This is a genomic window from Flavicella sp. IMCC45537 (assembly GCF_057197705.1).
The window spans coordinates 3,581,001-3,604,532 of sequence record NZ_CM170067.1 but is presented as its reverse complement, the minus strand read 5'-3'; the positions used below and the strand labels follow the sequence as shown (position 1 = coordinate 3,604,532).

The following is a 23,532-nucleotide window of genomic DNA, read 5'->3' as shown; positions in this document are numbered from 1 at the left end:
TTCAATTTATTTTTCGATCTAACACTCAATTCAAAGATACATAACTTATATTTCAATAGTATCAAAAAAACAACATCAGAATCTTTAATAGAAACCTATGAATTTCTCAACATTTAGAGATTATTATTCATTTAATTTTTCATAAATTGAGCGTTAAAATATATTTAGCAAATGCAGTATCTTTTAAGATTCATTTTCATCTTTTCATCTTTTCTTTTATTCTCTCAATCACAGCAAATTACAAACGAAAAAATTTGGTCTGGAGAATTTAGACAAAACTACTTACAATCCTATAGTCCGATGAACGGAGACTTTTATAGTCTTTTAAATTATGATAGAAGCTCACGCTCTACCAATATTGATGTATATAGTTATGCTACCCTAAAAAAAGTTAAAACCATTGTTTCTAGTAAAGACCTTCAGAATATTGCCTATTTTGATGCTTATTCTTTTAATGCATCAGAAACACATATTTTATTAGCTACTAATACGGAAACTATCTACAGGCACTCTTCAAAGTCAATATTCTATATTTATGAGATTGCCTCTAAAAAAATCATCAAAGTTTCGGATAATCCTATTCAAGAACCTACCTTTTCCAATGACAGTAAAAAAATAGCCTTCGTTGAGAATAATAATATTTTCGTAAAAAACTTAGAAACTAACACCACCGATCAAGTGACATTCGATGGTAAAAAAAATCAAATTATTAACGGAATCACTGATTGGGTTTACGAAGAAGAATTTTCTTTTGTAAAAGCTTATGAATGGAGTTCTGACAGTAATAAAATTGCCTATTTAAAATTTAATGAAACTGAAGTTCCTACTTTTTCTATGGATATTTTTGGCAATAACTTATACCCTACATCCTTTGCTTTTAAATACCCAAAAGCCGGAGAGAAAAACGCTACCGTTACTTTACATGTTGCTGATTTATTATCGAACGCTTCCAAAGAAATAACATTAGATTCTTATGAATACATTCCTTTATTAAAATGGACTAACAATAGTGAAAATGTGGCAGTAGTCACCTTAAACAGACATCAAAATAAATTAAAACTGTTTACTGTAAACGGCAACAACAGCACGGTCAAATTGATTCTAGAGGAACATGATACTTGTTATGTCGATGTCGATAAAATTTCAGACATCCATTTTTTGAAAAACAATAGTTTTATCATGCAAAGTGAAAAAACAGGTTACAATCATTTGTTCCATTACAGCTCAAGTGGAAAACTCATAAAACAAATCACTACAGGGAACTGGGAGGTTACTAAGTTTTATGGCGTTGACTCCAAAGAAAAAAAACTTTTTTACCAATCCGTTGAGGATGGTAGCACGGAACGAACTATTTACGCTATTAATTTAAACGGAAAAAGCAAAAAACTAATCAGTCAAAAATCAGGAACTTCTGATGCTGATTTTAGCAGCACAAAAAATTATGCTATCATAAATCACTCCGATGCAAACACACCATTAAGCTATTCATTATTTAATGGAAAAAAGATTGTTAAAGAAATTTCAAACAACCTAGAGCTTTCAAAAAAACTAGCTCAATACAACCTTTCAAAAAAAGAATTTTCTGAAATTAGCACAAACAATGGGACCTTTAATATGTGGATGCTTAAGCCTAAAGATTTTTCACCTGAGAAAAGCTACCCCTTGGTAATGGTGCAATATTCTGGTCCTGGTTCTCAAAGTGTTTCCAACACTTGGAATGGCTATAATGATTATTGGTACCATATGTTAACACAAAAAGGTTTTATTGTGGCTTGTGTAGACGGACGAGGCACGGGATACAAAGGTGCTGCTTTCAAAAAAGTCACTTACAAAGAATTAGGAAAATATGAAACCATAGACCAAATTGACGTTGCAAAAAAATTAGGCACTTACGCTTATATTGATGAAAACTCTATTGCTATCTGGGGATGGAGTTATGGTGGATTTATGGCAAGTAATTGTCTTCTCAAAGGTGCTGATGTATTTAATACAGCCATTGCCGTAGCTCCAGTAACTTCTTGGAGATTTTATGACAGTATTTATACAGAACGATACATGCAAACTCCTGAAGAAAATCCTGATGGATATGATCTAAACTCTCCTTTATTTCATGCGGATAAACTACAAGGAAACTATTTAATTATTCATGGTTCTGGCGATGACAATGTGCACGTACAAAACACGTATCAAATGACAAATGCCTTAATACAAGCTAATAAAAATTTTGAACAAGCGATATATCCAGATAGAACTCATGGGATCTATAAAGGACAAAACACAAGGTTACATTTATTCAATAAAATGACAAAATACCTTGAAAAACATTTAAAAAATTAAATTCACCCCTTATGTCTCAAAACAACACAGATCAATTTTTCAAAGACAATGTACTCGGTCATCCTGCTGGCCTTTTTGTATTATTTTTTACAGAAATGTGGGAGAGATTCTCTTATTATGGGATGCGTGCCCTTCTAGTATTATTTTTAACTTCAGCATTATTAGATGGAGGTTGGGCTTGGTCTAGAGAAGAAGCACTTGGCTTATATGGAACCTACACGATGTTGGTTTATTTTACACCTGTTATTGGAGGTTATTTAGCTGATAAATTTTTAGGTTATCGATGGGCCGTGGCTTTAGGAGCCTTAATTATGACTGCAGGTCATGCTGCTATGACCTTTGATACGCCAACGAGTTTATATATTGGAATCGCGTGTTTAATTGCTGGTAATGGACTTTTTAAGCCTAATATGACTTCTATTATTTCAGAAATGTACGATGATCGTCCAGAAAAAAAAGATGGGGCTTATACCATTTATTATATGGGAGTAAATGCAGGTGCTTTCCTTGGTATTTTACTTTGTGGGTATATCGGTGAAACCTATGGTTTTCATTGGGGATTTGGTTTGGCCGGAATTTTTATGTTTTTAGGAATGTTACAATTTTGGTTTGCTCAGAATATCTTTGGAAATATTGGACTCTCAAAAAAACAACAAGGTAGAATTCCGAAGGAAGAAACTATTGAAAAAATCACTACAGTAAGCGATTCAGTTCAAAGAGACAGGTATATTGTTGTTGGAATTCTAGCCTTCTTTACAGTTTTCTTTTGGGCTGCATTTGAGCAAGCAGGTGGTTCCATGACCATTTTTGCAAAAGATTATACCAACAGAATATTAGATGGCACTGCAGCTACTGTTTTTAGAATTACCAATACTTTAATAACTGTTGTACCTCTAGCCATAATAACCTATGTTTTATTCTTGTTATTCAGAATGACTTTTAAAAAATATGCCATTTCAAATTTATTTCTAGGAGCTAGTTTTATTATCATTTGGGGAATTGTAATTTGGATGCTAAAAAACCAATTTAACGACAGCTCAACTGAAATCCCAGCCTCTTGGTTTGGAATATTAAACTCGTTTTATATTATTGCTTTTGCTCCTTTATTTTCAAAAATATGGGAAAGTAAATTCAACCCACCTGCTAGTGTTAAATTTGGTATCGGTCTAATTTTATTAGGACTTGGTTTTGGATTTTTAGCATATGGGTCTGCCGGTATACCTTCTGGAGCACAAACTGCATCTGTTAGTGTTATTTGGCTAATTTTAGCATACCTTTTACATACCTTGGGAGAATTGACCTTATCACCTGTTGGACTATCTTATTTATCAAAATTAGTTCCTGCAAGCAAAATTGGATTAATGTTTGGATTGTGGTATGTTGCAATTGGTATGGGAAATAAAGTAGCTGGGTCTATGGGAGGAATGATTGATAAAATTACTGCTGAATATTCTCTTACTACCTTTTTCTTAATTTTCACACTAGTTCCTGTTGGAGCTGGTTGTATCGTAATTTTGTTAACAAGAAAAATTAAATCTTTGATGCACGGCGTTCATTAACCCACAACTATAACCTTTTATGAAAAAATTTATTTTTATTTTTTTCCTTTATAGCCTAGCAACTCAGGCACAAAAAATTGAATGGATTAGTTTTGAAAAAGCGATTGAATTAAATCGTAAAAACCCAAAAACTATATTAATCGACGTGTACACGGAGTGGTGTGGGTATTGTAAAAAAATGGATCATAACACCTATGAAAATCCTGTCATCGTTACTATTATAAATGAAAATTATTATGCTGTTAAGTTAGATGCTGAGCAGACTAGCTCAATTTTCTACAAAGGAAAAGAATACAAATTTATCAAACAAGGTAGAAAAGGCTACAATGAACTTGCCGCAAACCTACTTCACGGAGAAATGAGCTTTCCCTCTACCGTTTTTATGGATCAAGACGAACGTTTGATTCAAAAACTAGCTGGATATTTAGAACCTAAAGAGATGGAACCTATTTTGCAATATTTCTCTCAACAAAACTTCTTAAGTATTTCGTGGGAAGCTTTTCAAGAAGAATTTGTAAGCAACCTATAAATACTTCTTTAAAGTAGCCGCTCTTTTTATCTTGCCCGTTTCTGTCATCAAGAATTTTTCTACAAAATAAATTTCTTTTGGAAACTCATATCGTTCTAAACTTGTCTTAGAAAGAAATTCTTTAACATCTATATCTTGTTTAGCTCTGGTATTTTCTTGCTCTATAAAAAGAACCGCTTTTTCTCCTAAAATAGAATCGGGAACACCAGCTATAAAAAATTTTGTATTTACAACCTTAGCTATTTTGTGCTCAATTTGTTCAGGAATTAATTTAACTCCTCCACTATTAATAATTGAGTCATAGCGACCGAGCCACTCAAAAGATGACGAAGACTCTAAACGAACCAAGTCATTGGTAATCACTTTATCATTGGCTATTAAAGGAGCATCAATCACCAAACATCCTCTTGTATCCAAAGACAAAGAAACAGTTGGTAAAGCCTGATATAGCTTTTCTTCCTCCTTAATTATTTTGTTTAGTTTTTTAATGGCTATATGAGTAATGGTTTCAGTCATCCCATAAGTCGCATAAACAGCCGTTTCTATATTTTGAATTTTTTTTTCTAACTCCTTAGAAACAACAGCACCCCCAATGATTAAGGTTTTTATTCGTTTCAATTGATCTAAGGAATTCTCTACCTGTAAAGGCACCATCGCTACGAAATCAAACTCTAACGATGTTTCTTTTAACGGATTGGAAGAAACGGGTACCATAGTCAACTCCCACCCTAATGAAAGGGCTCTAACCCACATCATTTTTCCAGCAATAAAATCAGAAGACATACAAAGCAAGGCTTTAATACCAGGAGATAACTCAAAATATGTTCCTGTTGCAGAAGCTGAATTAAGCATTTGCTGTTTACTGATTTGTATTTCCTTCGGAACTCCCGTAGATCCCGAGGTTTTTGCAAGAATATATTCCTTATCATCAAACCAAGCTTCTAAAAAAGAAGCTCCCTCTAACTGATGTTCTAACAAAAAAGATATTAAATGGTTAGAATTTTGAAATGAGGAACCATTTAATTTAAAGGAAGTATGTATCTTAAAATGAATCATATTTTTTTTCTAAAAATGGTTCATCAATCTCTCCTGAAAGTTTCTGCTTCCAATCAGACCAACCATATTTCTTCGAGTAAATATAAGTTGCTATTGGAAATAAAATCAATGACGGAAGAATTGAAGTAACTAGATTGGGTTCAGAGACATCTTTAAATAGTGAGTACGTTTGAAAAACTTGCCAATCTGCTGTTACCAACAAGGCTGAAATTAAATTATTTGCCGCATGAAATCCTAAACTCAATTCCATACCATCATCCATAAGTGTAATAATCCCAAGAAAAAAACCTGTTCCTATATAATAAACCATCAGGCCATAGCCCAATTTTGCTACCTCTGGATTAGAGATATGCAGTACCCCAAACACAACTGAAGTAAACAATAATGGAAACCATCTATTTCTAGACAATACTCCTATAGCTTGCATAAAATAGCCTCTAAACATATACTCTTCAAAACTAGTTTGTATCGGAATTAATAATACACCTATGCAAACTAAAATCAAGAAAGGTTTCATTTGAAAATTCAGCACTAAGGATTCTGGTGATAAAAGCAACTGAATCATTACAAAGCTTACCACTACCCCAGTCCAAATCAAAAAAGAAAACCGAACTCTTTTCCAATCAATTTTATCTCTTCCTGTGGTAAGGTTTGTTATGCTTTGCTGATGTACATACTTTACAGAAACAAGCAAACCTAACAGTCCTCCTACAAACGGTAAAATCATATAAACCAATCCAATATTAGATTCAAACAAATTCATCACATAATTCACATCTTCCATGCGATTTGTATCTACTTCTCCCAAGGCTGTTTTTACTCCAATAGCTATGCTATGAGGTATAGAAAAAATAAACATCCCTAAAAATACTAGAGCAAGGGTCAACACATATTTCCACCACTTTGTCTCTCCTAAAAACCCTTTCTGTAAAAAACTCATCTTAAAATTTTATTTCACCCCATTTTAGAGATGAATCATACCACAATTTACCATTTTCAACAAATAATGGAGCCTCAATATTATTTGTAAACAAAGCACCAGTCCCAAGTCCTTGCGGCATTGTTGTATTTAATTTACTTGTATATTGCGCAATCGCATTCAAACCTATATTACTTTCCAAAGCAGAAGTGATCCACCAATCTATTTTATTTTTTTCAGCTATAGAAATCCACTCATCACTTCCATTTATCCCTCCAACCAAACTCGGTTTTAAAATTATAAACTGTGGTTGAATTTCATCTATCAAGGCTATTTTATCAGCCTTAGAGAAAACACCTATCAACTCTTCATCCAAAGCAATTGGAAGAGGTGTTTTCTTGCAAAGATCTGCCATTTCTGAGATTTGTCCCTGTTTGATAGGTTGTTCTATAGAATGTAAATCAAACTTAGCAAGACGTTCTAATTTATCCAATGCCTCATCCGGAGAAAAAGCACCATTTGCATCAACCCGAAGCTCTATTTCATCTGCGGAATATCGCTCTCTAATAGAACCTAAAAGGTCACATTCTTTATCAAAATTTATAGCGCCTATTTTTAGTTTGATGGTGCCAAAACCAGCGTTTAACTTTTCTTCAATTTGCTTTTGCATAAAAGCGGCATCCCCCATCCAAATCAAACCATTTATAGAAATCGGTTGTTTGGCAGTAACAAAATCTGTCTCGAATAATTGAAACCTATTTTTAGATTGAAGTGATAAAAAAGCTTGTTCTACTCCAAACTGAATAGAAGGATACGCATGGAGTTCATGTAACAACGTTTCCTTGCCTAAACCTATATTATCACAAACCCATTTTAATTTATCTTCATAATTCGGACGATCATCAATGCTTAAACCTCTAAACAAACCACATTCTCCAATACCTTCTTTCCCCTCTTCTTCAAGCTTGATAAAAAAAGTTTCTTTCGTTTTGAGAATTCCTCGTGAAGTCCCACTCGCTTGTTTAAAATTTAAAATATATTTTTTAAAAGTTGCTTTTAACATGAATTACTATTTACAATTGAATTTGTTCTCCAATTTTCAACAACATTAAATCCTTATCATTATCATAGAACTTCTTAATTGCCGCATCATGATCAATTTCTATATACCCAAATGTATCAAAATGACAACCAATAATTTTAGAACACTCTAAAAAATCACTTGCAATCAAAGCATCTTCTACGCCCATAGTGAAATTATCTCCTACCGGTAAAATAGCGACATCTAATTTCGTTTTCAATGGAATTAATTTCATATCCATTGTCAAGGCAGTATCCCCTGCAATATAAACTACTTTGTGTTCTCCCTCAATCAAAAAACCACCTGGATTCCCTCCGTAGGTTCCATCAGGAAAAGAGCTAGAATGAACAGCATTCGTATAGGTTACTTTCCCGAAATCAAACTCCCATGTTCCTCCATGATTCATAGGATGTCCAGAGACACCTAACTTCTCAAAATAACTGACAATTTCAAAGTTAGAAACGACTACTGCATCAGAAAGTTTGGCTATTTTTTCTACATCGGCAATATGATCCTCATGTGCATGAGTTACTAAAATATAATCAGCCTTTAAAGCGGAAATATTAATGTCTTCTGCTAATGGATTTGGAGTTATAAAAGGATCTACAATAATTTTAGTTTCCTCTATTTCTATTAAAAAACTTGCGTGTCCTAAAAAAGTAATTTTCATATCATTCTATTATAATTATAGTAAAGTAAAGATACCTTTTTATTTAAATAACACTTAATTAAAAGTCCGTATCTTGGTAGGAATAATCAACAAATTTTAAAAATTATGAAAAAAATTATTTTAGCGCTTTTCACCATTTCGCTAACCTCATTAACTGCACAGGTAAAAACACCACAGCCAAGTCCGCTAGGAACAAATTCTCAAAAAGTTGGGATGACCACTGTTACTGTAGAATATTCTAGACCAAGTGTAAAGGGCAGAACAATTTTTGGAGACTTAGTCCCTTACGGAAAAGTATGGAGAACAGGTGCCAATGCCAACACTAAAATCACCATTGACACTGAAATCACTGTTGACGGTCAAGAATTAAAAGCAGGTACTTATGCTCTATACACAAAACCAAATAAAGACTCATGGGAAATCTTTTTTTATAGCGATTCTGAAAACTGGGGAACACCTCAAAAATGGGACGATACAAAAGTTGTTGCCAAAACTAGCGTGAAATCATATCCTGTACCTTTTAACGTCGAGACTATGGCTATAGGATTTAACGAAATCAAAGGAGCTAGTGCTCATTTAGAATTAATTTGGGAAAAAACATATATCGCGATTCCCTTTGAAGTTCCAACAGACAAAATTGTAATGGCGAGTATTGAAGCTACTATGAATGGAGAACAAAAAACGAATGATTATTATGCTGCTGCAGTATATTACTTGAACAATGATAAAGACATAAAAATTGCTCAAAAATGGATTGATAAAGCAGTAAAGCAACAAAAAAAGAAACCTAAATTTTGGGTTATCAGACAGCAATCATTAATTCATGCAAAAGCTGGAGATACCAAAGGAGCTATTAAAGCAGCAAAAAAATCTTTGGAATTGGCAGAAAAGGCAAATAATAGAGATTATATAAACATGAATACCGCTTCACTAAAAGAATGGGGCGTAGAAATATAAAAACTCCACTTATAAAAAAGCCCAAATAAAATTATTTGGGCTTTTTTTATTTTATAGTTTCAAAGCGTATACCAATCGAATATGAGCATAGGTTCCATCGTTAAAGTTGGCATTTTTTTGTGTTCTGTTATCGCCAATAGTTGCTAATGGTAGTGCTAAATCAATTTTATCATTTTCGTCATATTGCGCATAACTTCTGCCAAAAGAATAGCCATATCTTCCTTCTAGATGAATATTTCCAAATAAATTATATCTCGCAAAAAGTCCGAGATCAATACTTCTTCTTTCAATATAATCATTTTGATAAGCTTCTTCTCCCAAGCGATATGAAGTCACCAAACCAAAATGATGTATCCCTAAATTTAATTTATCATTTACCATATATTTAATTTTAGAGTAAATAGGTAACAAACCAGACATTGACCATCTTTCAGACATTTTCCATTCTAGATTTACCAAAGGAACAATGTTTACACCAAATGTTTCTTGATTGTATAAAGCTCCATATCCAATTTTTAAATTCTCATTATAAACCTTTTCATAGATAAAGGTTCCACCAAATTGAAAATGTTTTCCGTTGATATTTTTAAAATCCGACATCAATCGTGGAATAAAAATAGCTTGAATAGAATTTCCATTGTCAAATTTTTGAATAAAACCAGTTCTTAAAATCAAACCATGAATTTGAATTGGGTTCGCTATACCTACAGGCATTGTTTCATTGTTATTTACATTCCACTGCATATAATTGACGCTACTATACCAAATCTGTTTTTTATTTAAAACTACTGGTACAACCAAATTTACCATAGCTCCTCTTTCAGTGGCCTCACCTTTATAATTAGAATTTTCATCTGAGATATAAGGTTGTGGACTTCCAAAATGTCCAGAAACAGTTACTATATCAATTGATTCTTGCGCTGAGAGTTGCCTCCCAAAAACTACCATTAGTAGTACTAAAGCTATCTTTTTCATTTTCTCTTTTTAATTCGGTCTCAGGTTTTTCTTCTTAAATTTCTCTAGTATTACCGCAAACAACATTACAAGCATACAACCTAACAGGTTCAACCACAAATAAGGTAACAAATCTAAAAACCAGACTGCAATAATAATGATTTGAGTAAAAATAGCCGCATAAAAAACTGCATTTCCTTGGACACGTTTTATAAAAAATGCTAAAAGAAAGATCCCCAAAACATTTCCATAGAAAATAGAACCTATGATATTTACCAGCTGAATTAAATTATCAAAAAGATTAGCTACACAAGCCACTAAAATCGCCAAAATCCCCCAGGCTAAAGTAAACCATTTGGTTGCCTTTACATAATAAGCATCATCATGCTGATGGACTGCATTCCGTTTAAACAAATCCATTGTTGTTGTAGAAGCCAAAGCATTCAACTCTGAGGCTGTAGAAGACATGGCGGCTGACAAAATCACCGCAAGTAACAATCCAATCAAACCTCTAGGAAGGTTGTTCAAAATAAAATGGATAAACACATAATCCTTGTCATTTGTTTCTACATCAGCATCCGTTTTTAAAATAAGTTCTTTCGCCTCTTCTTTTAAAGCTCGATCTCTTTTATTTAGCGCTTTTATTTCGGTAATATTTGAAGTAGATAAATCTTCTAACAATAGATTTTTTTTTGTTTCTTCAATTGCCCTATGACTCTTTTCTAAATCTGCATATAAAGCGCTATTCTCAGAATTCATGATGACCTCTGTTGCTTTCGGATTAAAATTTAATGGCGCCGAATTAAACTGATAAAACACAAAAACAAAAACTCCTACTAATAAAATAAAAAACTGCATTGGAATTTTTAGCAGTCCATTAAAAATCAAACCCAATTGACTTTCTCTTACTGATTTTCCTGACAGGTAACGTTGAACTTGACTTTGGTCCGTACCAAAATAAGACAACATTAAAAAGGTTCCTCCTAAAATACCAGTCCAAATAGTATACCTATTATTCAGATCAAAAGAAAAATCTAGAACATCCATTTTCCCACTTGCTCCCGCAATCTCAAGTGCTTTGGTAAATGTTATATTTTCTGGCAAGTAATCTAAAATTAGATAAAAAGCGATAAACATTCCCGAAAAAATAATAGCCATTTGCTGTTTCTGTGTAACACTAACCGCTTTAGTACCTCCAGAAACCGTATAAATAATAACTAACACCCCAATAGCGATATTTAAAGGAATTAAATCCCAACCTAAAACTGCTGACAAAACGATTGCTGGTGCAAAAATGGTTATTCCCGCAGCCAAGCCTCGTTGAATCAGAAATAAAATAGCAGCTAAGGAGCGTGTCTTTAAATCAAATCGATCTTCTAAAAACTCATAAGCAGTATACACCTTAAGCCGGTGGTAAATAGGAATAAAAACCAAACAAATAATAACCATTGCCAAAGGCAGTCCAAAATAAAACTGAACAAACCCCATCCCATCATTAAAAGCCTGACCAGGCGTTGATAAAAATGTGATCGCACTGGCTTGGGTTGCCATAACCGAAAGTCCAATTGTCCACCAGTTAGACTCACTTCCTCCTTTTATAAACTCTTGAACATTTTTACTTCCTTTTGTTTTATAGGAACCATAAATTACAATGAACAATAAAGTTCCTACTAAAACTAACCAATCTACAATTTCCATAGCTTGATATTAAATTGAATATTGATTCATTATTAAATAAAACAGAACAAAGTATATTACATTGGCTAATAAAACCACAGTGTAAATCTTTTTCCATTTATAAATAGGTTTCTCCATATCACTATTTTTTGTTGTAAGATAAGATATTTGCAAACAACTTATAAGCCCCTGGAACTCCCGCAGGAAGCTCTCTAAAAAAGCTCAGGCCTGTATAAATATAAGTTCCTTTTCCATAATGAGCTACTAACAAACTTCCTTCTTTTGAAGGTTCGCCTTGATCATTCATTGCTAAAATAGGGGTATATTCATTGGACCATTTATTAGGAAAATACAATCCACGTTCTTGTACCCATCCTTCAAAATCTTTGCCTGTAATTTTATTCGGTTTATTCAACAAAGCATGTTTTTTCTTTAAAAACGTTACTTCAGCCTGTTCATCTGTAACACGATCTCTTGAAACTTCCAATGTAAAGGGAGCCCCAACATCTACACCACCTCTTCCTGCTGTATTATATTGAACGACAAGATTTCCTCCTTGTTTTACATAGTCCAACAGAATTGATTGCTTAAACTTTAATTGCTCTATCGTATTATAGGCTCTAATTCCAACAACCACAGCGTCAAACCCTTTTAACAATTCTAACTGTATTTCTTTTGGATCAATTTTATGAACCACATATCCAATTTGTGCTAAGCTTTCTGCCACCATATCACCAGCCCCTTCAATATACCCAATAGAAGTTCCTTTTTTCTTTATATCCATTCGTACTACTTTAGCTACTGAATGTTTCAGAACACTTTGCGTTGGAATATGATCATAAGCGATCTCAACCAATTCTTTATCATACGCCTCGCCGTCTACCCTTGCGATCACCGAAATTTGTGCTTCTGATTGATTTTTTGGTGGCGTGACTTTAAATTTAAATTGTTTTGTTGCACCTTTCTTTTCAATTGAAAAGTTTATCTCTCTTGGCGATACTGTCCATCCTTGTGCATGACAAAGTTCCACAACTCCATTTACATTTTGATCTCCTGCTTTTATAGTAACCTCAACATATTTGGCAGCATCTGATTCAAATACAACTACTGGATCCCCCATTGAAACGGTTACTTTCGGCAATACCTCAAAAGGTTGATACAACTCTCCTTTATCTCGTTTCGCATAACGACGAACCACATCTTTCACAAAGGAAATAGATTCCCCTTCAATTTCCAATTCAAAAACCACCTTTATATTTCTTGGAGTATTGGGCAGACCAATTAAAGCCTGATCTTTTACGGTATACATTCCAAGATTCCCTAATTCTTCTAACCAATATGGACTTGTAGTTTTTTCAGCTTTCAACCAAATTTTCTCTTTATACAACTGTTTGCTATTTTCTAATAAAGAAACATCTTTCTCTTCTTTTTTACCATTCGGAAGATAGGTAAGAGATTTTAATTTAATTTCATTTTGAGATCTATTCAAAATCTCCAATGCCACATCCACAGAACCATTTGGTGTAGATGAAGCAACTTTAGAAGAGGCTTCTAAATACAAGCCTGCACATGCATATATGATATCAGCTAACTCCTTTTCTTTTAACTCCCTCCAATGATCATCAGAAATACTTGATAATTTTGCATAGGCTTTCATCAATTGTTTTAAATGCACAGCAGGGTTTTTAAAATTAAAATTTTCAATAATAGGATCAATAATCTCTTGTATTTCCTTTCCTCCTTTTACTCTATTCCACGAGGTATCAATCCCGGAAAACAAATTAGACTTATCCTGAGGAAAATCTCCCTTTAAAAACTCTACATATTCACTTTCTGAACCACGTGAAGAAAGACGACCAAAGCCTTGGCATAAATGCTGACTACTTGCCAGTGCTGCAATTTCATTATTTGAAACACCTTTTTGTGGGTAATACACCCCAATATCAAATTGAAGTAAGTTTTCCTTACTTGCATTTTTAAATTTTTCTTGGCTCCCATAAAACCACCAAGAAGTATTAAAAAACAATCTATTTGGATTCCATGTATCCACATAATCTAATTGTGATGAGAATTTTGAAGGATCGCCTGCCAAATCAAATGCCTCATAACTTAACATCGCAGAAGCAGTATGATGACCATGCGTTGTACCCGGAGTTCTATGGTCAAATCTATTAATAATTACATCTGGCTGAATGGTTCGGATGGCCCATACAACATCAGCTAAAACTTTCTCTCGATCCCAAATACCTAATGTTTCTGTTGGATTCTTCGAATACCCAAAATCATTAGCCCTAGAAAATCTTTGCTCGCCACCATCAACACGTCTCGCAGCTAACAATTCTTGAGTTCTAATAACTCCTAATGATTCTCTTATTTCAGGACCAATTAAATTTTGCCCCCCATCACCTCTAGTTAAAGATAAATAAACTGTTCTAGCCTTTACCTGATTCGACAAATAACTTATCAATCGGGTATTCTCATCATCAGGATGTGCAGCAATATAGAGGACTGTCCCTAAAAAATTAAATTCTTCTAACTTTTCAAATATTTGATTTGACGATAATTTTTCCGGTTTTTGAGAGACTACTCTATGCGTAGAAATTCCCAAAAACAATAATAACAATAGATATCTCATTTAATCCTGAAGATTTTGTTGAATTTTATCAAATTTACTTTAATTTTTAATACTATCTCTTTCAAGTACATCTAATTAAGAGAACTCTATTAAAGCGGTTAAAAATAAAAAAAACGGCAAGAATTAAATCTTACCGTTTCACAAAATTTTATTAAAGTAACCTATACTAATGTCCACCAAAAGCGTATTGCACGCCCATTGTAAACAAAAAATTCGCCTCCATTTGAATACCTTCAACATATTGATATAATGGAATTCCAAATTCTCCAGACAACCTTAGCCCTTTTAAATCTCCTTTAAAAAGAGCCATATTACCACCCACAGAAAAATTCAACTGCCTTTTCCCAGAGTTTTTAGCATCATACACCGTTGCTATCATTGGGTTAAACGTTTTATCCGCACCATTTATAGCATCAATTATATCATAATTCAACCTTGCAGAAGCACTGAATTTTTTTGTAATATAATATGCCATCCAAAAAGTTGAATTCCAAGTATTCCCTAAAGTATATCCCTCCACATTTTCTCCAGTTCTTAAAAGGTAGGTAGTCTGTAATCCAAAGGACATATTGTAATATTGCTTAAGGTAAGTAGTTCCTAAAGTTACATCATAGGTACCTGAACCTAATTGCATTGCATACCCTAGCCTTACTTCCTCTGGATCAGAAGCTGGCGTCACCCCCTCATTTGTGATGCTACCAACAGGTAAAGAAACTCCAACATTCAAATGCATCGTTCTGCGCTCTGAATTAAACAATTGGATCAAACTACCCAATTTCACATCTCCTAAACCATTTGAATTCGTCTGAAAATTTAGTTTCGTTCGGGTCAACAAACTCATATCATTATTCCAAACACTTCCCATATAATACAATGTGAATATATCTGAAGGTGCATACATCATTCCAATCATGTGCATTTGCATAACCATCGACTGAGGGGCTACCATATACTTTTGAAATATAGTATCAAAACCAACTTCCTCCGTACCAGAAATATTCCCAAACATATTCATATTCATGTATCTGTAAGATGCCATCCATTCCCCTTTATGGTGCACATGATCTCCCATAACACCTATCGGAGCATGACCATCAGGTCGTGCCGAAGACCATCTTTTATCTTGTCCTTTAGCACAAAAAATTGCTAAAAAAAATATTAAAACGAGTATTCGAGTATGAATTTTCATTCCTTTAAATATTAATTTTTATTGCTTGAATTTGTTTATTTCTACCATCTAATTTAGTCCAAACTACAAGCAGTTCATTTTCAGAAATCTTTGAAATAACAGGATGTGAATTCATCGTTTCATCCATAGCCAAAGAAATAATTTCATCTGATGCAAATATATTCTTTTTAAGTAACTTGATTTGTTGAAAGGTTGTATTTGCTTTCGTATAATAGGCATCATAAACTACATAATAATTTCCTTTCGCAAATGTCATTTGAGGATGATTTCCATTTTCTGAAATTTCAATTCTTTTTCCAAACCCAGCTGTTTTATTCTTTTTTTCTGCAAAAAACAAGCCTTTATTGCCTTTACCTGCAGTAAACCATACCGCAGCAGTAGAACCACTTACTGCAAGTGAGGGACCTGTATGCGGACAACCATCCAACTCCCAATTATCACTACTAATCCGTTTTGCCTCATTAAATGAGACTCCTCCATCCGAGGAACTGATAAAAAACATATCACGAATGTTTTTTCCTACTATATTCCGAAAAGCAATTTTTAATTCTGCTCCATCAACCAACAAATCAGTTCTACAGCATTGACAAGTATTAAAAGCAATAGGTGTTTCCTTTTCTACAATTTTACCAAAAGTGGTGTGATTAAAAAAAAGCGTGCTCCCTCTTTTCTCTCTAGTAGAAAATCTATTATCTAACCAAACAATAGCCAATTCACCATTTTTCATCCTTTCTATATCAAAAAAACTTTGACTTGTAGATTCTTCCTCAAGCACAAGCTTCTCCCTTTCGGACCAATTTTTTCCATTATCTTTTGATGTTGTATAAAATAGGGTCCCTCCATATTTATTCATTTTAGTAGGATTTGCCACGCGAAATAAACAGAAAATAAGTCCCTCTTTTGTAACACCCAATTTAGCCATACTTTCATGGTGCGACTGTAACCCAAGAGTGGTTGGCACCACAACTTTCTCCATAAACACATGATCTTTATACCGTTTATAGACAAAAATATTGCCTGTACTATACTCTTCAGTCCAACAAATAAATTTTTCATTGTTTAAACCGTCTGCTAAAAAAGCACCTTCATTTTCAGTTTCCAATGTTGATATTTCAAAAACCTCCCCAAGAGAAATTTCCGATGCTCCCTTATTCCTTTTACAGGAAATACCCACCAGAAACAAACTGATAAAAATTATTTTTTTCATTAATAAATAGCATAAGAGATTCCTATATTAAAAGTCTGGGGTGTACCTGGCGTATAAGTTGTTTTACCCCAACTTGTTGAAACCCTAGTTGCATAATTTGTATTAAATAAATTATTTACATTTTACCATACATAAACATGTTTGGTTCTATATCCCATTCTTACATTAAAAAAAGAATATCCTACATAATCTATTTCATTAGCATCTTCAGTAAAATATGGGCTAACATGCTGTATTTCTAACCCCAAACGTAAACCTTTTAAAAAATGCGGTTCATAGCTAACTTCAGCATTATTTATCCATTGCGGTGCTCCAGGCATGTCATTCCCACTAAAATCTTCTTCCTTATCGGGTCTGGTATTTGTAACAAAATCGACATACCTATGTCTGGAATACGATCCACTTGTTCTAAGTTCAATTTCATCAACAAGTCTATATCTAAACAGATACTCTAAACCGTAATGTTCTGTCACTCCAGCATTTCTATTTTCTGAACTATCAATGCCATCATCATTTAAAAACTTCACAGATACAACCTCATTTTCTCCTCTTAGATAATACAAAGCAAGTTCCATGTTAAACCTTCTATTGGAATTAACAAAAGTCTCACCCAACTCAAAATTATTATATCTACTTGGCTCTAACAAAGGCACATCTGTTCCTTTATACAACTCACCAACACTTGGAGGTTTAAATCCTGTGCTAAAATTAGCATATAAACTATTATTTTTTGAAGTTACTAACAGCACCCCTAGTCTTGGAGTTAGAGCGGCATAAGTATTTTCAGAATTTGGAGCCTTATAAGAATTTGCATCAATCCCCAAATGATTTGTGAAATCATAATTAAAATGGTCAAATCTAAGTCCGAAATTTGCCCTAAAATAATCTGTAAACTTATAATCGCATAATAGATACATCGCAGTATTCATCAAATCTACATTATAGTCCGATAATTTTTGATCCAATAAAGTATAACTCTCAAAAACTCCTTGATCATTTCTGTAAACAGAAGTCCTCTCTGCCTCATATGTAACTGGACTATTATCTAAACTAACCCCAAAACTACCTTTCAATTTATCATTGACAATTACATTATGTTGTCCAACAAAGCCGTAACTATGAAAACTATTGTTATTCAATTCTCCTGTTGTAAAAGAATCGTGTTCCGTTCTATTAGAAATTCTATAGGACGGATTCTGAATCATTGTGTTATCTCTATAGAATAAGGTTAAACTAGTTGATTGTTTATTGTTCCAATCATATTTCAATCCAATTTTTACTCTAATTGACTTGGCATCTCTAAAAGTAAACGTATGATCTGAAGTATAATCTTTAGCTATAAATTTATCATATGAAATACTTCCGCTCATTTCACTAAAGTAATCTACATAGGTAAGAGAACTATTCCAAATCAAATTATCAGAAAATGAATGCACTACTTTTGCAGTAAACGCCTCTTTACTATAATCTCCATACTCTCTAAAACCATCTTCTACCTTAGATTTATAACCACTGAAATAAACCCCTGTTTTACCAATAGTATTTGAAGCTTTGAAATCAAATCTAGAATACCCATAATTATTTTGTCGATACCCTACTTCTGCCGTTGGAATTAGACTAGGATTCGCTATCAAATAGTTTATGGCGCCACCAATTGCTTCACTTCCATAAAGAGAAGAGTAAGATCCTCTTATAATCTCTATACTTCTAGCTGCAGCCATATTTTGTTCAAGCAGCGCATTATGATTAAAAATTCCACTTGGTCGAATTGGTAACCCATCTTCTAAATAAAGATATACTCCCTTAGTACTGATAGGTTGTCGAATTGCCATCATATGCTGTTCATTTCCTAAATCAACCATCAAGACACCACTCTGTTTATTCAAAACCTCATCAATAGAAACTGGTTTAGAATTTTGAAGTTCTTTTGATGATACTGTTGACATTGCAACCGGAATCTCTTTTCTTAATTGTTTGTTTCTACTAGCAGAAACAATTACTACATCCAACACGTCAGTTGCTTCTTCTAAATAAATAGTGTTTTTAATATTATTTAAACTAATAACTTTGGACTTATATCCAATGGAAGAAATTAATATTTCCCTAGCTAAAGTATCCATCTCTAATTGAAAGAAACCGAATCGATCAGCTATTGTTCCCTGCTTAGAGTTATGTATTTGAATAGAAGCAAAACTAATTGGTTCCTTAGACTCACTATCTAATATTGTTGCTGTTATTTTTTGTGCCGTTTGGGCGTTCGAGCTTATTCCTAAACATAGGAAAAAGCTCAATATTATGATACGCATTTGTGTTTTGTGTAATATAAATTAATACCTCCCTAACTCATATAAAAATGAGAAGGTTTATTTTTCAACATAAAAATGTTGATTCGTATGTAATTACACTGAAAGTGGAGGCCTATAAATAGAAGTTATAATTTGTCTAGGTTTTCCAATCAAGTAAAACCAGTTTTCTGAAACTTTATAGTTCTCCTTTACAAACCCATATTGAGTATTTTGAATTGGAGACACTGGATACTTGGTAAAATCTATTTGAGGAATGCTAGAATGGTGTTGCTGTTTTTGGGTCTTAGGACTCGCTGCTACCTTAATTAACTCCTTCTCTAAATAACACTTTCCATTACAAGCCATTGCTGGCTTATCTCTGTTTTCACACAAAACAGTTGCAACATATTCGTAATTTGCATAATATTCCAAAATAGGCATAACAGGTCGCATCATGGCCACCATGTAAAGCATATAAAAAAATAAAGCTGCAATTTCCTTTTTCATTAGGTTGGCGAAACTAACTTTTTTTGTACTCTTATAAAAATTGTCCTAGACCAAACAACAAAGAAAACAGAAAGGTACTCAATGCTACTATTTTCAACTCAGGATCTAACGCTTCTGCTTCTTTATTTTTAACAACTCGCACAAAATGAAAAGCAAGGGGCACAAAAGCTAACAAAAATAAAAACTGAATTGGGCTTTCATATTCAGATGCCACATAAACTAGCGCTGAGACAAAGGCTAAAATCAATAAAGAATAATGGTATTGTTTTGCTTTTATAGCTCCCATTTTTACCACTAAAGTATTTTTATTTGATAAAATATCAGATGCTCTATCTCTCATATTGTTCAGATTCAGTACCGCAGCACTTAAAAATCCAATTGAGAATGCAGGTAAAAAACTATTGACCTCGACCGTTTTTGTGTAAAGGAACAAACTCCCAACCACACTAAGCAATCCAAAAAAGACAAAAACAAAAACATCACCTAATCCACTATACCCATAAGCATTTTTCCCCATTGTATATTTAATGGCAGCCGCTATACTGGCAAGTCCTAAAAAAAAGAACAAAACTGAAAAACCGAAATTTTCAACCCCAAATGCTAAATAAATCAAATACAAAGCAACCATCAAAGTGATTACAACAGTGATATAAATACCTCTCAGCATTTGTTTAGGACTTATAGCACCACTCTGCAACGCTCTTTCGGGTCCAATTCTATGCTCATTATCTGTTCCTTTAACACCGTCACCATAATCATTAGCAAAATTAGATAATACTTGAAAACCGATGGTTGTAAGAATTGAAAAAATAAAAATCCACTCATCAAAACTATCATACTTAGCAGCTAAACAAGCCCCCAAAACAATTCCTGACAATGATAATGGTAGTGTTCTTAACCTTGCTGCTTGAATCCAGTGTTTCATTGATACTTTTTTTTACGAAATTACTCCTGATCCTGCCAAATCATCTTCTAAATACCAAGCAACAAATTGTCCTTCAGTAATAGCAGATTGAGGATTCTCAAATTCTACATACAAACCTTCTTTCACTTTATAAAGCGTCGCAGCCTCTAGTGTTTGTCGGTATCTGATTCTTGCTTTTGCTTCAAGAGATTCTCCATCATTCAATGCTAAATCTTCTCTTATCCAATGCAATTCTTCATTAGAAACGAATAAAACCTTTCGATACAAACCAGGATGATTCTTTCCCTCACCGGTATAAATAACATTTTCTTCAACATCAGTATCTATCACAAACAAAGGCTCAACGGTTCCTCCTACAGCTAAACCTTTACGTTGTCCCTTTGTGAAATAATGGGCTCCCTGATGCTTTCCTACGGTTTTACCATCAGAAATACTATAGGTAAACTTATTACTAAAAAATGCTAGTTCTTCTTCTTTATTTTTAAAATCAGGAACCTCTTGATTGTAAGTTTCAGAATTCTCTGGAATGGTAACAATTACTCCTTCCTTTGGTTGTAATTTTTGTTGTAAAAACTCAGGTAACCTAACCTTTCCTATAAAACATAAACCCTGAGAGTCTTTTTTATCAGCCGTAACCAAATCAAGTTCTTTCGCTATTTCTCTAACTTCTGGTTTTGTTAATTCTCCAATTGGAAAAAGAGCTTTTGACAATTGCTCTTGAGACAATTGACATAAAAAATAAGATTGATCCTTATTCGTATCTTTTCCTGCTAATAATTGATAAACCTCTGATCCGTTTTTTTCTAAAGTCCCTTTTCTGCAATAATGACCTGTTGCCACATAATCAGCTCCTAAATCCAATGCAATTTTCATAAATACATCAAACTTAATCTCTCTATTACATAAAACATCTGGATTCGGTGTACGTCCCATTTCATATTCACGGAACATATAATCTACAATTCGATCTTTATACTGCTCACTTAAATCTACAACTTGAAAAGGGATCCCTAATTTTTCAGCAACAATCATTGCGTCATTACTATCTTCTAGCCATGGACATTCATTAGATATTGTTACAGAGTCATCATGCCAATTCTTCATAAATAAGCCAATAACTTCGTACCCTTGTTTCTGCAACAAATAGGCCGCCACACTACTATCTACTCCTCCGGAAAGTCCAACAACTACACGTTTCATTTACTTCAAAATTTAAGACTGCAAAGATACGGAATAGTATTTGAATAAAAGCCTATGTTTAAAAGCCTAAAAAAGCTATAAGGAAACTATTTTTTTTGCTTTCTTGCATTTATCTCCTCCATGCTAATTGGCTTTTTCACCACTTTTTTATTCGGTTCTTCAAACCCTGCCAATTCTCCATCAATGTAAAATTCCCAACGACCAACGCGTTTGCCATGATCATAATGCCCCGTTTCTCTAATAACACCAGTATTATGATAATAATATATTTTACCATGGATTTTTCCTTGAACATAAGGAACTTTTTCGATCAATTTTCCTTGATCTGTATAACGAAGACTTTCCCCATCCAATAAGCCATTTTTATAATGACTTACCTCTGTTAACGTACCATCTTGATAGTAAATCTTTTTTTCTCCAGAAAGTTTATCATTTTTATAATTTTCTTCAAGAATGACGCGTTTGCCGGTACCATCATAATAAAGCCACTTTCCTGTTCGTTGTCTACCGATCATACCTCCTACGCTTTGTAGAACTCCTGTGTCTGTAAAAAACTGAACCTTACATACTGGATTTTGACTTTCGTATGTTTTAATTATTGATGGTCGACTTGAATAAGCCTCTGTATAAAATTTAAAAACCCCAACTTCTTTCCCATTAACAAACTGCCCCTTATAGCGGAGATTACCATTAGAATATTTTTTCATCCAAACACCCGTCTTTTTCCCATTAGCATCTAATTGGTTTATGGATTGTTGAGCTGTAACTCTTGGAAAAACAACCAACACAAAAAATAGTAATAATAAGTAGCGAAACATTTTAAAAAAATTAATGCATAATTTTAAACAATAGTTCTTTCAATAAATCATTTTGCGAAATAGAAGCTCCTACTCCCTTGCTCTTTACATCTGCATCTCGCAAGAAACCAATAACCTGAGACACTTTTCTCATCGGATAATTTCTTGAAGCACCAACATAATCATCAACAAAATATGGGCTTACCCCCAAATTCTTAGCTACATTAGCTTTGGATTTATCTTGCAAGCCATGATACATTAACAATTGAGTAAAATAACTATTCAATAAAGAAACAGTCATCACCGTAGGGTTACTTTTGGGATTATTGGAAAAATAATTTATAATCTGATTTGCCTTTACCACATTTCTATTTCCAACAGCTTTTCTAAGTTCAAAATTATTAAAGTCTTTACTGATTCCAATATTTTCCTCAATGTGTTCAGGATTAATGATAGTACCTTCAGGCAAAATCAAAACAAGTTTATCCAACTCATTGCTTATTTTACTCAAATCAGTCCCTAAAAACTCAACCAACATTTGAGCAGCTTTGGGTTCCATCTGGTAATTTTTACCATTTAATACTTTTCGGATCCAATCTGCTACTTGGTTCTCGTATAACTTTTTACTTTCAAACACTACCCCAACTTTTGAGGCAATTTTATTTAACTTTTTTCGCTTGTCTAACGTTTTATATTTATAGTTGATCACAAGCACCGTGGTAGGCTGATAATTCTCTACATAGGAAACTAGTTTTTCAATCGTTCTAGAAAGATCTTGAGCTTCTTTCACAATAATCACAGTTTTCTCTGTCATCATTGGGAAACGTTTTGCCTGCGATACAATTTCATCAACAGTAACATCTCTTCCATACAAAACCATTTGATTGAAACCACGCTCTTCCTCAGTCAAAACATTATTTTCAATATAATCGGATATTTTATCAATGTAATAAGACTCTTCCCCCATTAAAATATAAACAGGCTTGGCATTACCACTTTTTATATCTGATACAATTTGATTTACCTCATTCATGCGTCTCTATTTTTT

The 23,532-nt window shown here is 33.4% G+C and carries 19 protein-coding genes; 4 read left to right on the top strand and 15 right to left on the bottom strand.

What is annotated here, in order from left to right:
- Window positions 1–171: 171 nt before the first annotated feature.
- From AC2DGP_RS14710 to AC2DGP_RS14700, 3 genes are read left to right on the top strand one after another with little or no spacing between them, the layout of a single operon-like run.
- Window positions 172–2,337 (top strand): S9 family peptidase, encoded by a 2,166-nt coding sequence (locus AC2DGP_RS14710; RefSeq protein ID WP_484490819.1) that lies wholly within the window; start codon window positions 172–174, stop codon window positions 2,335–2,337.
- A gap of 11 nt (window positions 2,338–2,348) precedes the next feature.
- Complete coding sequence (locus tag AC2DGP_RS14705; protein WP_484490818.1) at window positions 2,349–3,896, top strand: peptide MFS transporter; 1,548 nt, start codon at window positions 2,349–2,351, stop codon at window positions 3,894–3,896.
- A 19-nt stretch (window positions 3,897–3,915) separates the two neighbouring features.
- Window positions 3,916–4,425, top strand: coding sequence for a thioredoxin family protein (locus AC2DGP_RS14700; RefSeq protein ID WP_484490817.1), 510 nt, complete (start codon window positions 3,916–3,918; stop codon window positions 4,423–4,425).
- Here the strand turns inward: AC2DGP_RS14700 and AC2DGP_RS14695 are convergent.
- The 4 genes from AC2DGP_RS14695 to AC2DGP_RS14680 are packed head-to-tail and all read right to left on the bottom strand — an operon-like array spanning window position 4,420 to window position 8,151.
- The gene (locus AC2DGP_RS14695; RefSeq protein WP_484490816.1) at window positions 4,420–5,481 is read right to left on the bottom strand and encodes an AMP-binding protein; all 1,062 of its coding nucleotides are present in this window, start codon (window positions 5,479–5,481) and stop codon (window positions 4,420–4,422) included. The two genes, AC2DGP_RS14700 and AC2DGP_RS14695, sit on opposite strands and share 6 nt — an antisense overlap.
- Entirely contained in the window at window positions 5,468–6,421 is a 954-nt protein-coding gene (locus tag AC2DGP_RS14690; protein WP_484490815.1) for a CPBP family intramembrane glutamic endopeptidase, read from the bottom strand. The genes AC2DGP_RS14695 and AC2DGP_RS14690 overlap by 14 nt, the downstream gene beginning before the upstream one ends.
- 1 nt (window position 6,422) lies before the next feature.
- On the bottom strand, window positions 6,423–7,463 hold the full coding sequence (gene menC / locus AC2DGP_RS14685) for an o-succinylbenzoate synthase (RefSeq protein WP_484490814.1): 1,041 nt from the start codon (window positions 7,461–7,463) through the stop codon (window positions 6,423–6,425).
- A 10-nt stretch (window positions 7,464–7,473) separates the two neighbouring features.
- Window positions 7,474–8,151 (bottom strand): metal-dependent hydrolase, encoded by a 678-nt coding sequence (locus tag AC2DGP_RS14680; RefSeq protein WP_484490813.1) that lies wholly within the window; start codon window positions 8,149–8,151, stop codon window positions 7,474–7,476.
- Between the two features lie 105 nt (window positions 8,152–8,256).
- Between AC2DGP_RS14680 and AC2DGP_RS14675 the strand changes: the two genes are divergently transcribed.
- Window positions 8,257–9,108 carry a DUF2911 domain-containing protein gene (locus tag AC2DGP_RS14675; RefSeq protein ID WP_484490812.1) on the top strand — a complete coding sequence of 284 codons (852 nt, stop codon included), beginning with the start codon at window positions 8,257–8,259 and terminating at the stop codon, window positions 9,106–9,108.
- Window positions 9,109–9,159: 51 nt separating this feature from the next.
- Here the strand turns inward: AC2DGP_RS14675 and AC2DGP_RS14670 are convergent, their stop codons facing one another.
- The 11 genes from AC2DGP_RS14670 to holA form a co-directional block, all read right to left on the bottom strand.
- Window positions 9,160–10,083, bottom strand: a complete 924-nt coding sequence (locus AC2DGP_RS14670) for a DUF6268 family outer membrane beta-barrel protein (RefSeq protein ID WP_484490811.1) — start codon at window positions 10,081–10,083, stop codon at window positions 9,160–9,162.
- Window positions 10,084–10,092: 9 nt separating this feature from the next.
- Window positions 10,093–11,760 carry a sodium:solute symporter family protein gene (locus tag AC2DGP_RS14665; RefSeq protein ID WP_484490810.1) on the bottom strand — a complete coding sequence of 556 codons (1,668 nt, stop codon included), beginning with the start codon at window positions 11,758–11,760 and terminating at the stop codon, window positions 10,093–10,095.
- Window positions 11,761–11,881: 121 nt separating this feature from the next.
- Entirely contained in the window at window positions 11,882–14,374 is a 2,493-nt protein-coding gene (locus tag AC2DGP_RS14660; RefSeq protein WP_484490809.1) for a PIG-L family deacetylase, read from the bottom strand.
- A 166-nt stretch (window positions 14,375–14,540) separates the two neighbouring features.
- A complete protein-coding gene (locus AC2DGP_RS14655; RefSeq protein WP_484490808.1) occupies window positions 14,541–15,563 on the bottom strand; it encodes a transporter family protein in 1,023 nt (340 codons plus the stop codon).
- Between the two features lie 4 nt (window positions 15,564–15,567).
- Window positions 15,568–16,770, bottom strand: coding sequence for a hypothetical protein (locus tag AC2DGP_RS14650; RefSeq protein WP_484490807.1), 1,203 nt, complete (start codon window positions 16,768–16,770; stop codon window positions 15,568–15,570).
- Between the two features lie 122 nt (window positions 16,771–16,892).
- Complete coding sequence (locus tag AC2DGP_RS14645) at window positions 16,893–19,076, bottom strand: TonB-dependent receptor (RefSeq protein WP_484490806.1); 2,184 nt, start codon at window positions 19,074–19,076, stop codon at window positions 16,893–16,895.
- Window positions 19,077–19,169: 93 nt separating this feature from the next.
- Window positions 19,170–19,562 (bottom strand): hypothetical protein, encoded by a 393-nt coding sequence (locus tag AC2DGP_RS14640; protein ID WP_484490805.1) that lies wholly within the window; start codon window positions 19,560–19,562, stop codon window positions 19,170–19,172.
- A 31-nt stretch (window positions 19,563–19,593) separates the two neighbouring features.
- The gene (gene menA / locus AC2DGP_RS14635; protein WP_484490804.1) at window positions 19,594–20,487 is read right to left on the bottom strand and encodes a 1,4-dihydroxy-2-naphthoate octaprenyltransferase; all 894 of its coding nucleotides are present in this window, start codon (window positions 20,485–20,487) and stop codon (window positions 19,594–19,596) included.
- A 12-nt stretch (window positions 20,488–20,499) separates the two neighbouring features.
- On the bottom strand, window positions 20,500–21,687 hold the full coding sequence (mnmA, locus tag AC2DGP_RS14630) for a tRNA 2-thiouridine(34) synthase MnmA (protein WP_484490803.1): 1,188 nt from the start codon (window positions 21,685–21,687) through the stop codon (window positions 20,500–20,502).
- An 86-nt stretch (window positions 21,688–21,773) separates the two neighbouring features.
- On the bottom strand, window positions 21,774–22,505 hold the full coding sequence (locus tag AC2DGP_RS14625) for a toxin-antitoxin system YwqK family antitoxin (protein ID WP_484490802.1): 732 nt from the start codon (window positions 22,503–22,505) through the stop codon (window positions 21,774–21,776).
- Window positions 22,506–22,515: 10 nt separating this feature from the next.
- Window positions 22,516–23,517 carry a DNA polymerase III subunit delta gene (gene holA / locus AC2DGP_RS14620; protein WP_484490801.1) on the bottom strand — a complete coding sequence of 334 codons (1,002 nt, stop codon included), beginning with the start codon at window positions 23,515–23,517 and terminating at the stop codon, window positions 22,516–22,518.
- Window positions 23,518–23,532: the final 15 nt, after the last annotated feature.